Genomic DNA, 14175 nt, shown 5'->3' with positions numbered 1-14175 from the left:
GTCGACAAATGATGAGCTGGAATTTTAAATATTGTTGTAGCTAAATGAAAACACTACCACTTACACTAAGCGGACTTGAACCTCTCATCATCACTGAAGACTCCAATTTTGTAAATGTTGGAGAACGCACAAATGTTACGGGGTCAAGGACTTTTCTTAATTATATTAAACAGCAGGAATATGATAAAGCCCTGAAAGTTGCTCTGGATCAAGTGCAGGGAGGAGCACAGATCCTGGATGTGAATATGGATGAAGGGATGCTGGATAGTGCAAAAGAAATGACGCACTTTCTCAATCTCATAGCTTCAGAACCGGATATTGCGAAGATTCCCATTATGATCGATTCCTCAAAATGGGAAGTAATACTAGCCGGCTTGAAGTGCCTGCAGGGTAAAGGCGTTGTAAATTCCATAAGCCTAAAAGATGGTGAAGAGGAATTCCTGAAGCGAGCAAAGATCATACGTCGCTTTGGCGCGGCTGTTATCTGTATGGCCTTTGATGAAGATGGGCAAGCTGATACGTTTGAACGCCGTAAAGAAATTTGCGGTCGTGCGTATAGCCTTTTAACTGATGAAGCGGGCTTTCACCCATCAGATATCATCCTTGACCCGAATATTTTTCCAGTTGCAACCGGCATGGATGAACATCGTCGAAATGCTTTGGATTATTTTCAGGCGGCCAGGTGGATCCGTGAGAACCTGCCGGGTGCTCATATCATTGGAGGAGTAAGCAATGTTTCTTTTTCTTTTAGAGGTAATGATCGGGTAAGGGAGGCTATTCACTCAGCATTTCTGTACCATGCTATTGAGCATGGTATGGATATGGGTATCGTTAACCCCACTCAGTTGGAGGTTTACGATGATATACCCGGTGAACTATTAAAAAGGGTTGAGGATGTCCTTTTTGATCGCAGGGATGATGCAACCGAACGATTGCTCGAACTTGCAGAGGAGTATAAGGGAGAAAGCTCTTCTGCCAAAAGCAGAACTGACCTTGAATGGCGTAGTAAATCCGTAGAAGAACGCATTAAACACTCCCTAGTGAAGGGCATCAACGAGTTTGTTGAAGAGGATGCTGAAGAAGCACGACAAAAATATGGAAGCCCGTTACAGGTCATTGAGGGACCTTTAATGGACGGGATGAATGTAGTAGGTGACCTCTTCGGATCGGGGAAAATGTTTCTTCCGCAAGTGGTAAAAAGTGCCAGGGTCATGAAACAGGCTGTGGCTTACTTGACCCCGTACCTTGAGCAGGAAAAAGCAGATAACAAAGATACCAGTGAGCAACCGAAAGTTCTGCTTGCTACTGTAAAAGGGGATGTTCATGATATCGGAAAGAATATCGTAGGCGTTGTTCTGGCCTGTAATAACTATCAGGTTGTAGATCTTGGGGTCATGGTACCGGCAGATAAGATCCTGGATGAGGCAGTGAAACATAATGTTGATGCGATCGGTTTAAGTGGTTTGATCACCCCCTCACTGGATGAGATGATCTATGTGGCTCGTGAGATGAAAAAAAGAAATATGGACCTTCCTTTGTTGATAGGAGGGGCTACCACTTCAAGACTTCATACAGCAGTTAAGATCGATCCGGAGTATGATGGTTCAATAATCCATGTATTGGATGCCTCAAGAGCCGTTACCATGGCCGGAGATGTCATCAACCCAAAGAAAAAGGAAACCGTAAAACAAACTATAAAACTTGAATATGCGGACCTGCGTAAACAACACGAAAGCAGGCAAACCAATAAGAAACTCATCTCATTTGAAGAGGCAAAAGCTAACAGGGTAAAAATTGATTGGAATGAATATAATCCAGTAAAACCCGCATTTTTGGGTAAGAAGGTTTTCAGGGAGTACCCGATATCAGAGTTAAGAGATTATATAGATTGGTCACCATTCTTTAGAACATGGATGCTGACAGGTAAATATCCGAATATTCTTGAAGATAGTGAAGTTGGACCTCAGGCAACCTCATTATATGAAGATGCCCAAAAGCTTCTGGATAGAATAGTTGACGAAGATATTTTAGAAGCTAGAGGAGTGGTAGGTTTCTATCCTGCAGTATCTTATGGCGATGACATTAAGCTTCTTAAAGGAGAAAATTCAACTGAGTATAATTCGACTTTCCACTTTCTTAGACAACAGAACAAAAAGAGAACAGGTCAGCCAAACTCTTCACTGGCTGATTACATAGCGCCAAAGGAAACAGGTATCAAAGATTATATGGGCTTCTTTGCGGTGACTGCCGGAATCGGGATCGAAGCTCTCATCAAAGAATTCCAAGCCAAACATGATGACTATAACATCATACTTGTGAAGGCTGTAGCAGATCGGTTAGCGGAAGCATTTGCTGAACGAATGCATGAACGCGTGCGAAAAGAATTCTGGGGATACTCTGATGAAGAGCGATATTCCAATGAGGATCTTATTGCAGAAAAGTACACCGGCATTCGCCCTGCACCGGGATACCCTGCATGCCCGGATCATACTGAAAAACGAACATTGTTTAACTTGTTGAATGTGGAAGAGGAGGTACAGATAGAGCTAACCGAATCTTATGCTATGTATCCGGCATCCTCTGTCAGCGGGTTCTATTTCTCCCATCCTCTATCCCGCTATTTCAGGGTAGGTAATATTGGGGAGGATCAGGTAAGAGATTACGCAAAACGAAAATCGGTTTCAAAAGAGGAAGTTGAAAAGTGGCTTTCTCCAATTATAGAATATCAATCAGGATCACAATGAAAGTTACTGAACATATAAGTAAAGCTAATGGCAGTACATTATTTTCTTTTGAAGTACTTCCGCCACTCAAAGGGCAAAATATCAGATCCTTATTTGATCATATGGATCCCCTAATGGAATTCAAACCACCGTTCGTGGATGTTACTTACCATCGCGAGGAGTATGTTTATAAAAAACGGGAAAACGGGTTATTGGAGCGGAAGACCGTCCGTAAACGTCCGGGAACGGTTGGCATATGTGCCGCCATTCAAAATCATTATAAAGTGGATGCGGTTCCTCATATCATTTGTGGTGGTTTTTCCAAAGAGGATACTGAAAATGCCCTCATCGACCTCAATTTCCTTGGTATTGACAATGTATTGCTTATTCAGGGGGATACCCGAAAGCCGGAGAGAGAATTCGTTCCGGAACCTGATGGTCATGCTTATGCCTCTGAATTGATCGGGCAAGTCGTGGAACTGAACAATGGGGTGTACCTGGATGAAGAACTGGAAAATGCCCAGCCTTCAGATTTTTGTATAGGAGTAGCGGGCTATCCTGAAAAACATTTTGCAGCTCCGAACATGCAAACCGATCTGAAATATCTGAAACTGAAACAGGAAAAAGGGGCTAACTATATTGTGACTCAGATGTTTTTTGACAATCAAAACTATTTTGATTTTGTTGAAAATTGTCGCAAAAATGGGATCACTCTACCTATTATTCCCGGTTTGAAACCGATCACGTCTATCAGGCAACTAACTATACTGCCACAGTTATTTCATGTTGATCTGCCTATGGACCTGACGGAAGAGCTTGAGAAATGTAAAAATAACGATCAAGTGAGAAGGGTTGGAATTGAATGGACTATAGCTCAATCAAGGGAATTGATGAAATTTGGGGTTCCGAGTTTACATTATTACTCGATGGGTAAGTCAGCTTCGGTATATGAAGTGGCCAGCGAGTTATTTTGATCAGTAATGATCGATCTCATTATCCAAGCAGCGTTCGATAAAGCGGTGCAAATTGGTCATTTGTTTGTGACCCAGGCGTTGTCCAAAATAAGCCACCAGGTATAGACTTAGAAAGATCAGAAGCAATATGGGGACCAGCCAAAGTATGGTTGCAGGTTTTCCCAAAGACCAATAAGAAAGGCCGATCATGGAAATGATCATGATGGCAAATCCTATTGCGGCATAGAAAAAAACGAACATGGTCCAGACAGAAGGTTTAGGTCCATATAAACCACGAATGCGTGTTTTATTGTCTTCATCCGTGTCTAGGGTAATAGTTAGTTGTGGTGACCAGAAGTGTTGATCTTCCTCAGGAGGGCAAATGGTGGCATAACCCCTGGTGGATTCTCCACTGCATAGCGTACATTCCTCTCTAAGTTGTTTACGAATACGCTGATTCACTTCCTCAGGTGTCAAAAGAGTCTCAGTATATATCCTTGGACGGATACGTTTGAAGTTGATTGGCTCACTCATACATTAACTCAGATCCATTCCTGATCTTCAACAGCTACAGATTTTTGATCTTGAGATGAACCGGTATGCAGAGTGGTTTTAGGTTCAACAAGCATGACCCAGCATTCATTTTCCGCAACAGGATTATGCTCAACTCCGGCCGGTACCACATACATATCACCTTCATTGAGTAAAACGTCATTCCTATCGCGGAATTCGATCAAAAGAGAGCCTTTCACGATATAAAATAATTCGTCTTCATGTTCATGATCATGCCAGATAAATTCACCTTTTAACTTAGCGATCTTTACATATTGATCGTTAAGTTCAGCAATGATCTTTGGTGTCCAATACTCATCGAAGAGATCGAATTTTGCTTTTAGATTAGCCTTGAGCATCTTTAAAAATTGAGATTAATACCTCATTGAGGTTTGTTTCAAGTTGGGGTTTGAACGTATTACCGGTCAGCATTTCAAACAATTCAGCGTATCGTTCATAAACCTGTATTCTGAATTTATCCGGAAGATCCGGTAAAATCTGTCCATCTAATCCCTGAAAGTCATTGTCCATTAGCCATTCACGCAGAAACTCTTTGGATAGTTGTTTCTGCTCCACTCCTTTGTTCTGACGTTCCTCATATCCATCAAAATAAAAATACCGGGAAGAATCAGTGGTATGGACCTCATCAATTAGGGTAAGTTCACCGTTAAATAATCCAAACTCATATTTGGTATCAACGAGGATAAGACCCTGTCGGGCAGCTATCTCAGTTCCTCGTTCAAATAAATTGAAGGCTTTTTCCTTGATCATATTCCAGAGATCAGGTGATACGATCTTTCTGTTTAGTATTTCTTTTTCAGAGATATCCTCATCATGACCTTCCTGTGCTTTGGTAGCAGGGGTTAGAATTGGGCTGGGAAATTTATCATGTTCTTTCAGACCCTCGGGAAGTTCCACGCCACAAAGGTTTCGCTCACCAGACTTATACACTCTCCAGGCATGCCCGGTCAGGTAACCACGCATTACCACTTCTATTGGGATGGTATCGCATTTTTTGGCAATGGTGACATTTGGGTGAGGCACTTCTATAATATGAGTAGGCACTATGTCCTTCACCTTTTCAAAAGAAAATGCAGCGAGCTGATTGAGTATTTGTCCTTTGAAGGGGATGGCTTGATTCATGATGTGATCAAAGGCTGAAATTCGATCAGTGACCACAATTCCAAGTTTGTCATCCCCAAGTTCATAGACATCCCGGACCTTGCCTTTGTAAGGTTTAGGAAACCCGGGTACGTTAGTATCTGTTATGCAGTGTTTTAATGCTTCTTCAGCTGAAAAATCTAACTTCACTTCTTATTTTTATTTTCGGTTGAACCTCTTTGTATGAGAACGGGGTTTATTGTGGTCTGATATAGGTCATGATCAGGCTTCTGAATAATATCAGCCAGTCTCTTGGTAGCTTCAACACCAATGGTATACATTTTTTGATCAATGGTTGTCAGATCAAGGTACTTGGTCAGTTTGATATTATCATAACCCATGATAGCAATGTCATCAGGTACCTTCATGCCTAATTTTGAAAGTGCATATAAGGCGCCGACAGCCTGTGTATCATTTGAGCAGAATATTGCATCAGGAAAATCGCCTTGTTTATCAAATTTGTAAATAGCTTCAAATCCTGCTTCCTCCGTGAAACCTCCATGTTTGGTAGTATCTCCGCTTTTGAAAAGATTTTCATCGATGGGCATTTTATAATTTTTCAGAGCGTCCTTGAAGCCCCTTAATCTTTCTTTTGAGGTATTTGAAGTCACAATACTCTGGATCATACCAATTCGTTCAAATCCTTGTTTTACGAGATGCTCACCTGCCATATAACCGCCTTGATAATCATTCAGCATTAAATAGTTGTATGCAGGATGGGAGGAATTAACCAACACAGCCGGTGTTTGGGTGGCTTGAAGGCGCTCATGCACATCATCACTCACATCAATAGAGAGCAGGATCACAGCATCTGCAGTGCCTCTGTCAAAAAAGTTCTGTACACCTTCCTCCGGGTTTTTCGAACCGGTATTATATAAAATGATATCCAGGTCCATTTTCTTGATCTCATCTTTCACCCCTTTTAACACTTCATTGAAATAAGGGGTTGTAAAAGAGGGGACAGCAATGGCCAGCATTTGCGGCTGCTTACTCGCGAGTTTCCGTGCGCTAACCTGGGGCCTGAAATTCAACTCCTTTATTGCATTTTCCACCTTATTCTTTGTGGCATCAGATACATTCTCTGATCCATTCAAAACTCTCGATACAGTTGATATAGCTACCTCGGCCTTCTTGGCAACCTCATAAATTGTGACTTTTTTATTCATTATACCTGAAAAAATTAATAGGAATTTAAATATAAGCTAATATCTTTACCCATGGTGACCTCATGAAGATAATCAATTTCAAGTTCCAATTATAAACATCAAATACTAAAAATGTTAGCGCTAATAAGTTTATTAATTTGAATTCTTCAGGAACTATTTACATCCATTTAAAGCTTTATAGGATGAAATGGTGATACAATGACAAACTTACTTCGATATCCATACCACATGTTCCGACCTCTGTACGAGAAAACCTCATTTCATACATCTGTTATTGATGATGTAGAGGATGAGTCTCTGAGGGAAGCATATACCCATTGCCGTTCCATTACTAAGAAACATGCCAAAACTTTTTATATGGCTACGCGTTTTCTGCCTAATGAGAAGCAGAGAGGTATCTTTGCAATCTATGGACTGTGTAGATACCTGGATGACCTGGTGGATGAAGCAGAAGACCTGATACATTATAAAAAGATCACGGTCGATCAGATTGATGAAAAACTGGAGTTATTCAAACAACGATTGATCGATGTTTATGACGGCAAGATCGTTAATGATCCGATTTTATCAGCTTTTTCAGATACTCTCAAAAAGTATCACATCTCAATGGATCTTCCATTTTTATTGATGGAAGGTGTTAAGACTGATCTGGTAAAAGACCGTTTTGAAACCTTTGAAGAAGTATATGATTACTCTTATAAAGTAGCATCTGTCGTTGGTTTGATGACATCTGAAGTATTCGGTTATACTACTAAGGATGCCCTTAAATATGCTGTAGACCTTGGAATTGCAATGCAACTTACCAACATATTGAGAGATGTGGGAGAGGATCTGGATAGGGATAGGATCTATCTGCCACAGGAAGACCTCGAGAGGTTTGATATTTCAGAACAAGAACTGTTTTCCAAAAAACTGGATGATAAGTTCAAACGGATGCTCAAGTTTCAGATCGACCGTGCCCGAAATTATTACGAAATGTCTGATAAAGGTATTTCTATGCTGAACAGCGATAGTCGACTTCCTGTTTGTCTTGCCCGCCACAACTACAGTCGTATCCTTAACAAGATCGAAGAGAATGATTTCAACGTATTTGATACGCGTGCCTATCTCAATTACACAGAAAAACTCTCTATATTACCGCGTATTCTTATTGACATGAAATCAGCAAGTTAATTTAGGTTTCACTTGGAGAATCTTGCTGTAAAGTCCTATCATTAGGCAAAAATTCATACACAGGATTCTATGGCTGAAATCAAGAAAGTTTTGATCGCCAATCGTGGCGAGATCGCACTCAGAGTTATTCATACATGTAAAGAATTAGGTATCGAGACCGTAGCCGTCTATTCACGGCCTGACGCTCATTCGCCTCATGTATTACACGCAGATGAATCGGTATTTATAGGAGAAGCCGCTTCCTCAGAGAGTTATCTGGTGATCGATAAGATCATAGATGCAGCTCAAAAGACAGGGGCCGATGCCATTCATCCCGGTTATGGTTTTCTTAGTGAAAATGCAGCCTTTGCAGAAAGATGTAAGAAAGAAAAGATCATTTTTATTGGCCCGGAGCCTAAAGCGATCAGTCTGATGGGTGATAAGACCGAAGCACGTGAGCTTATGAGCCAACATAATGTTCCGACCCCTCCGGGACTAAAAAGTGAACTTAAGGATATAGAGGAGGCCCGTAAAGTTGCAGATGAGATCGGATACCCCATACTTGTAAAGGCAGCTGCCGGTGGAGGCGGTAAAGGGATGCGGATCGTACATAAAAAGGAAGAATTTGAGGCGAGTATCAAAGGGGCCAAATCTGAGGCTAAAAATGCTTTTGGTGATGACCGAATCTACATTGAAAAATACCTGGAAGAACCTCGCCATGTTGAGTTTCAGATCATGGCAGATACACATGGTAACGTATTGCATGTATTTGACCGTGAATGCTCTGTTCAGCGTCGCCATCAGAAAGTTATTGAGGAAGCGCCCTGTGCATTATTGACTGATGAACTTAGGGCTGAAATGGCGGAAGCCGCGATAAAAGCAGCTAAAGCCTGCGATTATGTTGGGGCAGGAACTATAGAGTTCCTGGTAGACAAACACATGAACTTCTATTTTCTGGAGATGAACACCCGTTTACAGGTGGAGCATCCGGTAACTGAAATGATCTCAGGGGTCGACCTGGTAGCTTTGCAAATTCTGGTTGCCGAGGGTAAAGAATTACCATTCAAACAAGAAGACCTGAAGATCAATGGTCATGCTATTGAATGCAGAATCTATGCTGAAGATCCCGCTGATAACTTCCTACCAAGTACCGGTTTGTTGAAAAAGCACAGAGTGCCTACCGGCTCCGGGATCCGGGTTGATGCTGGGGTGGAAGAGGGACAGCAGATTACCATCAACTATGACCCTATGATCTCAAAATTAAGTGTCCATGGACCTGACCGGGATACGGCTCGAAAGAGAATGCTGCGTGCACTGGATGAATACGAAATTGCAGGGTGCAAAACGACCATTCCATTTTGTGAGTTTACACTGAATCATCCTGCCTTCATATCAGCAAAATATGATACACATTTCGTTCCTGACCATTTTACCCCTGAACTTATGCAGGATCGATCAGGTGATGAAGAAGTTGCCGCACTGGCCGCATCTCTCCTGAAAGGTTTAAATAACAAGGCATCCAATACAGTAGTTAGCTCAAATGGAATATCTGAAAGTATGTGGTGGAAAAACCGCAGGGAGTAACTGAATTGAGTTCAGAGGCTGATAAAAAAAAGTTGTATAAGCAACTTGAGAAGCTTTCTACAGAACAGAGAAATCCAAAAACCGGGGAGATCGATCTGGCTTCCTCCTTTGAGATAGCTGAATTGATCAATAATGAGGACCAGTCGGTCGCATTTAAAATCAAGGAAAACCTGGATGAGATCGCCCCGGTAATTGACCTGCTTGCGGACGCATTCCAGATGGGAGGCAGGTTGCTCTATTTTGGAGCCGGAACCAGTGGTAGGTTAGGGGTTTTGGATGCCGCAGAATGTCCGCCAACATTTGGGACTTCCCCCGAACAGGTTCAGGGCTTTATTGCAGGAGGGAGGGAGGCCATGTTTGTGGCTCAGGAGGGTGCCGAAGATTTTGAAGAAAACGGATCAATTGATATTGAGAAAGCGAAAGTGGCTCCCCCGGATGTTGTATGTGGCCTTGCAGCCAGTGGAAGAACTCCTTATGTGCATGGAGCGATCAAAGAGGCTGCCTCCAGGGGATGCAAGACCATCCTTGTCACCACAGTACCTGCCGATCAAATTGATCTTGACGTTGACCATCTTATAGCCATTCCGGTTGGCCCTGAAGTGATCATGGGGAGTACCCGAATGAAAAGTGGAACAGCTCAAAAAATGATTCTCAATATGTTTACTACCGGTGCTATGATCAGGCAGGGTAAGGTGTATGAGAACGTGATGGTCGACCTCATGCTTACCAATAAAAAACTGATTGAACGGGCAAAACGCATCCTTATGATCTTCACAGGCGTCGATTATAAGAGGGCATCTGAACTTTTAGATGAGGCAGAAGGACATGTTAAAACGGCTTTGCTGATGGAGCTTGGAAAAGTTGACCTTTCAACCTCTAAAGAATTATTAAACCAACACAACGGATTTGTACGAAAAGCACTTCTAAGTCTGTAATATTATGCGATTACTGTTCAGTATCTTTGTTTTTACTTATTTCAGCTTTCTGTTTTTGATCTTCTTTATCATTATATCTCTCGTTTTTTTGCTGACTTTTCCATTTGATAAGTATCGGAAAGCACCCAATTTCACCTTATCGATCATGGCAAGATTCATGATGAAAGCGAGTCCATTTTGGAAGATGTCGTTTGAAGGGGAAGAAAAATTTGATCCTTCTAAACCCACTATTTTTGTGTGTAATCACCAGAGCTTTTTGGATATGGCATTCATCTATCATTTGCCATGGAAGATGAAATGGGTTTCGAAACGAAGCCTGACTTACATTCCGGTAATGGGTTGGCTGGTTTGGCTTACAGGCCACCTTACGATAAACAGGAGCAGTAAAAGCGCTCTCAAAAAGTTAGACAACCTGGTTGCGCCATTAAATGATCTGATTCCGGTAATGATATTTCCTGAGGGAACCCGCACAATGGATGGTGAATTGAAACCGTTCAAGAATGGAGCTTTTCTTTTGGCAAAAGAACATGGCTTCAGAATTCAGCCAATGGTGATCGATGGCGGGTATCATGCAATGCCTCCAGGTTCCGGTTATCTGAATCCGAATGTTAACTTCAAATTAAAAGTTTTGGATGTGATAGAGTCTGATGATTTTGAGGATATGAGATCTCTAAAGGATCATACCTATCATATAATGGAAGATGAATTGCAGAAATTAAAAGAAACTTGATAAGACGCTTTGTCAATATATATATGAATGATCTTGATCATGCTCAAAGATATATGATCGCTTTGATCGGGTCACTCATCATTATATTGGCATTTTTCAATCTCTGGCCAGTTTCAGCCCCTGAAAAGTCAGAATTCCAGGATTTCTATTCCGATGAAGAGATCCTTATTGACAACACGATCATAACACAGCAAGCCGATTCTCCGCCGCCACCTCCAAAACCTATGGTCCCTATTCCGGTTCCCAATGATGAGATCATACCGGAAGACATTGAATTCCCCGATATTGACGACATACCATCAAAAGAATCCGCTTCTGAAATGCCTGGCAGGGGTGAGACTTTCGGAAAGGCCCAGCTTGTAGGCGATCCACAATCACCTCCCATGCTGCTAAAGATCGTGGAGCCTACCATACCTCAAGCGGTGAAAGATCAGAATATCAAAGCACAGATCGATGTTACATTTTTAGTTGGCGCCGATGGGAGCGTGGAAGATGCCTTTATTTCAGAGATCCGTTTGTATGAAGGTGATTCATACCGTGTTGTGGAACAGATCGGATATGGATTGTTAGAAGCAACCATTGAGGCAGCCCTGAAATGGAGATTCTCACCTGCCAGGCAGGATGGTGAACCGGTTAGAACCTATGTGGAAAACAGTTTCAACATTGGGTTTTGACCGACAATTGTTGTCACTCCATCATTCGGCTCATTCAAAGTTATGAAGAAAAATATATTTAGGGTTGAGCCGGTTGGTGGTAAGTAATTTAGTAGACGAGTGAACTGACTCACATCCCTCTGATTTAGAGCTGAAGCTCTAAATCCGTCTCCCTTCTAAGGGAGATTTTCTCTTGGCTTACATTAAATTTTTTCAACCACCTTCAGAATAATACCATACTACACTTTGAACTTGCATCAAATATAAGATCCGAAGATATGAACTCCCTCTTTGAAGAGGGACCGGCATTGAACTTCAGTTCAATGACAGGGGGATGTCAACCAATCCATCACCCCGTTCTCTCCTTGCCTACCTCTCGTATCGATTATCACAGAACGGAATGATGGGTTCTGAGTTTCCAAAGCAACTCCATCATTCGGCTCACTTTAATTCAGGATTAATATTCATTTCTATCCGAGCCGGGTGATGGGAAAGTAGATTTTACTCATACAATTAATTTCGGTCATCCTGATCCGCCAGTCGGCGAAGAAGGATCTTGCCTATTTAGGGCACTCAGTGTGATCTACTTAACCAACCGGATACTTTCTAGTTGTTAATTCGTACTTTCACCCATGCTCCGCAAAAGGCAAGGTTCATCGTTTCACTCTGAATGACTCTTTTATTTATTTTGGTGGGTAGAATTAATATAAATTGGGAAATATTGGGTAATCTATCACCTCGTTCTCTCATTGTAACCATTTACTTTTGATTCTTACTGAACGGAATTATGGATTAAATAAATATTACATTTCCATCACCATTAAATAAATACCAAAACCGGCATTAATTTCATTGATATAAGATACAAATACTTATATCTTAGGCGCCCTTCGACGGACTATCATCGAAACTAAAAACGGAGAGGTGCCAGAGCGGTCGAACGGGCTCGCCTGGAAAGCGAGTGTATCCTTTACGGGATACCGAGGGTTCGAATCCCTCCCTCTCCGCATTTTTGCCCTCCTGTTTAAGTTTATTCACCAAATTCTGTATCCTTCAGCACATCCAATTTTAGTTATGCAGATCATCGATACTTCACAGATCAAAAGGTTTCCCAAAGAAGTTACACTGGGTTATGCTTCGATCTCAGAAGAGTACACCACACATATTCTCTCAGATAAAGAAAGATCAGAATTCAGAAATTTTAAAAACCCGGGAAGGCAGGCTGAATATTTGACTGCCCGGTATTTATTTCGACATATGATGGAACACTTATCTATTGATACGGATAAGGTGCAGTTGGATAAAGAAAAAGGAGGTAAGCCATTTGCCAGCTATGGAGATAAACATTTTTTTGTAAGTTTTTCACACAGTCAGGAGTTGGTCTTTTGCGCTTTTTCTGAAACAATGGATATTGGAGTTGATACTGAGTTATTGAGTAGAATAATTCCTACAAGTGTAGTGGATAGAGTATTAGATAGATCTGAAAGAAAGGTACTGGAAGACCTTGAGCCACTTGAGATCTGGACCTTAAAAGAAGCAGCTGTTAAATGCCTTGGTACCGGGTTGCGAACCAATTTAAATGAAGTCAATATTTCCATTGAAAAGAATGGAGAAATTTCTGCAAGATTTAACAATGATAAATTCATTGAAATTTGTAGTTTTAGGGAAACAGATCATCAGATAGCCTTAGCTTATCACAGCAAACATATTTGATAGAGTAGGAAAGCCTAAAGAAACCATTTTGTGTTGGTACAGGAATGGTGTCTTCGGGCTTTTTCTGTATACGGAAAATTAAATCATGGCATGCGGCATTATGAATATTGAAACCCTTTCGAAACAAGAGATCAGAAAGCACATTGAAGAAGCAGGAGAATTGAACGCCGGTTCGGAGCATGTCAGGATGCTGTTCGTACCCAATCATATTGATGAGGATAACTTCAGTGAGATCTGCACAACCTATAAGACGGTCTTAGGGCAGCAGTTTGAAACCATAGTGGTGATCGAATCTTATACGGGACTTCTGCAGAAGAAACTGGCCATGCCATCCAATACAACATTTGAATCCCGCTTTGGTGAAGTTCAGGTCAACGATTACCTGCGAAACGAGTTTTGTGATGAAGAGGACGATTTTTTTATTGCAGACGAAGGTTACAGCAAGGAAATGAGCCTTTATACTCAGTTACCTTTTCTGCAATCTGTTTTTGATGATTTTGATGTCGTCAGTTTGCAGATCGGTGATTATGATCCGGCCATTATCAGGGAACTTGCCTATACACTGGATGAACTTCTTTTGAATAAAAATGCCCTTATTGTTTATTGCTGTGATGTACCGGCCAATAGTCCGGAAGAATTGGAGCATCTTAGGTCACTGGTAGTAAAGAACAATGAATCGGGTCTCATGCACTATTTAAATAGCAATGATAAGACCGTAAATGGAGCCCGTGCTTTTATGAGCGGTATTTTGGTTGCCCGTTCCTGGGGATATGATGTTACATTTTTGGATCACCTGGAGTCGGCAACAAATATCTGTGGTTATGCCAAGCGCAGTAAGCTGCAAACCGCATAA

General features: G+C 41.6%; 13 protein-coding genes and 1 tRNA gene. 10 read left to right on the top strand and 4 right to left on the bottom strand.

The window, feature by feature from the left end; all coding sequences use genetic code 11:
- The first annotated feature begins 44 nt into the window (after positions 1-44).
- On the top strand, positions 45-2744 hold the full coding sequence (gene metH / locus AC13FX_RS13660) for a methionine synthase (RefSeq protein WP_482881386.1): 2700 nt from the start codon (positions 45-47) through the stop codon (positions 2742-2744).
- Positions 2741-3697 carry a methylenetetrahydrofolate reductase gene (locus AC13FX_RS13655; RefSeq protein ID WP_482881384.1) on the top strand — a complete coding sequence of 319 codons (957 nt, stop codon included), beginning with the start codon at positions 2741-2743 and terminating at the stop codon, positions 3695-3697. Before metH ends, AC13FX_RS13655 begins: the two co-directional genes overlap by 4 nt.
- Here AC13FX_RS13655 and AC13FX_RS13650 read toward each other — a convergent pair whose 3' ends face one another.
- The 4 genes from AC13FX_RS13650 to AC13FX_RS13635 are packed head-to-tail and all read right to left on the bottom strand — an operon-like array spanning position 3698 to position 6555.
- Positions 3698-4210, bottom strand: a complete 513-nt coding sequence (locus AC13FX_RS13650; protein ID WP_482881382.1) for a hypothetical protein — start codon at positions 4208-4210, stop codon at positions 3698-3700.
- Positions 4211-4218: 8 nt separating this feature from the next.
- Positions 4219-4587, bottom strand: coding sequence for a cupin domain-containing protein (locus AC13FX_RS13645; protein WP_482881381.1), 369 nt, complete (start codon positions 4585-4587; stop codon positions 4219-4221).
- The gene (locus tag AC13FX_RS13640) at positions 4574-5539 is read right to left on the bottom strand and encodes a phosphoribosylaminoimidazolesuccinocarboxamide synthase (RefSeq protein ID WP_482881380.1); all 966 of its coding nucleotides are present in this window, start codon (positions 5537-5539) and stop codon (positions 4574-4576) included. Before AC13FX_RS13640 ends, AC13FX_RS13645 begins: the two co-directional genes overlap by 14 nt.
- The gene (locus AC13FX_RS13635; protein ID WP_482881379.1) at positions 5536-6555 is read right to left on the bottom strand and encodes a LacI family DNA-binding transcriptional regulator; all 1020 of its coding nucleotides are present in this window, start codon (positions 6553-6555) and stop codon (positions 5536-5538) included. The genes AC13FX_RS13640 and AC13FX_RS13635 overlap by 4 nt, the downstream gene beginning before the upstream one ends.
- Positions 6556-6783: 228 nt before the next feature.
- Here AC13FX_RS13635 and AC13FX_RS13630 point away from each other — a divergent pair, with 228 nt between their 5' ends.
- The 8 genes from AC13FX_RS13630 to amrB all read left to right on the top strand — a co-directional run bounded on the left by AC13FX_RS13630 (position 6784) and on the right by amrB (position 14175).
- On the top strand, positions 6784-7728 hold the full coding sequence (locus AC13FX_RS13630) for a phytoene/squalene synthase family protein (RefSeq protein ID WP_482881378.1): 945 nt from the start codon (positions 6784-6786) through the stop codon (positions 7726-7728).
- 69 nt (positions 7729-7797) lie between these two features.
- Positions 7798-9291: an acetyl-CoA carboxylase biotin carboxylase subunit gene (gene accC / locus AC13FX_RS13625; RefSeq protein WP_482881376.1), complete on the top strand. Its 1494-nt coding sequence runs from the start codon at positions 7798-7800 to the stop codon at positions 9289-9291.
- A complete protein-coding gene (gene murQ / locus AC13FX_RS13620) occupies positions 9270-10226 on the top strand; it encodes an N-acetylmuramic acid 6-phosphate etherase (RefSeq protein WP_482881375.1) in 957 nt (318 codons plus the stop codon). The genes accC and murQ overlap by 22 nt, the downstream gene beginning before the upstream one ends.
- 4 nt (positions 10227-10230) lie before the next feature.
- Positions 10231-10956: a lysophospholipid acyltransferase family protein gene (locus AC13FX_RS13615; protein ID WP_482881373.1), complete on the top strand. Its 726-nt coding sequence runs from the start codon at positions 10231-10233 to the stop codon at positions 10954-10956.
- Positions 10953-11630, top strand: coding sequence for an energy transducer TonB (locus AC13FX_RS13610; RefSeq protein ID WP_482881372.1), 678 nt, complete (start codon positions 10953-10955; stop codon positions 11628-11630). Before AC13FX_RS13615 ends, AC13FX_RS13610 begins: the two co-directional genes overlap by 4 nt.
- An 897-nt stretch (positions 11631-12527) precedes the next feature.
- Positions 12528-12616, top strand: a tRNA-Ser gene (locus tag AC13FX_RS13605).
- 67 nt (positions 12617-12683) lie between these two features.
- Positions 12684-13322, top strand: a complete 639-nt coding sequence (locus AC13FX_RS13600; protein WP_482881370.1) for a 4'-phosphopantetheinyl transferase family protein — start codon at positions 12684-12686, stop codon at positions 13320-13322.
- Between the two features lie 85 nt (positions 13323-13407).
- Entirely contained in the window at positions 13408-14175 is a 768-nt protein-coding gene (gene amrB, locus AC13FX_RS13595; RefSeq protein ID WP_482881368.1) for an AmmeMemoRadiSam system protein B, read from the top strand.

This window comes from Gracilimonas sp. B-17 (assembly GCF_056857935.1).
Note: the sequence above shows the minus strand (reverse complement) of the source record. Positions and strands in the feature narration are given on the sequence as shown.

Coding starts and splice junctions, on each gene's coding strand:
- metH (WP_482881386.1), top strand. CDS start 45: ATGAAAACACTACCACTTACACTAAGCGGACTTGAACCTCTCATCATC.
- AC13FX_RS13655 (WP_482881384.1), top strand. CDS start 2,741: ATGAAAGTTACTGAACATATAAGTAAAGCTAATGGCAGTACATTATTT.
- AC13FX_RS13650 (WP_482881382.1), bottom strand. CDS start 4,210: ATGAGTGAGCCAATCAACTTCAAACGTATCCGTCCAAGGATATATACT.
- AC13FX_RS13645 (WP_482881381.1), bottom strand. CDS start 4,587: ATGCTCAAGGCTAATCTAAAAGCAAAATTCGATCTCTTCGATGAGTAT.
- AC13FX_RS13635 (WP_482881379.1), bottom strand. CDS start 6,555: ATGAATAAAAAAGTCACAATTTATGAGGTTGCCAAGAAGGCCGAGGTA.
- AC13FX_RS13630 (WP_482881378.1), top strand. CDS start 6,784: ATGTTCCGACCTCTGTACGAGAAAACCTCATTTCATACATCTGTTATT.
- accC (WP_482881376.1), top strand. CDS start 7,798: ATGGCTGAAATCAAGAAAGTTTTGATCGCCAATCGTGGCGAGATCGCA.
- AC13FX_RS13615 (WP_482881373.1), top strand. CDS start 10,231: ATGCGATTACTGTTCAGTATCTTTGTTTTTACTTATTTCAGCTTTCTG.
- AC13FX_RS13600 (WP_482881370.1), top strand. CDS start 12,684: ATGCAGATCATCGATACTTCACAGATCAAAAGGTTTCCCAAAGAAGTT.
- amrB (WP_482881368.1), top strand. CDS start 13,408: ATGGCATGCGGCATTATGAATATTGAAACCCTTTCGAAACAAGAGATC.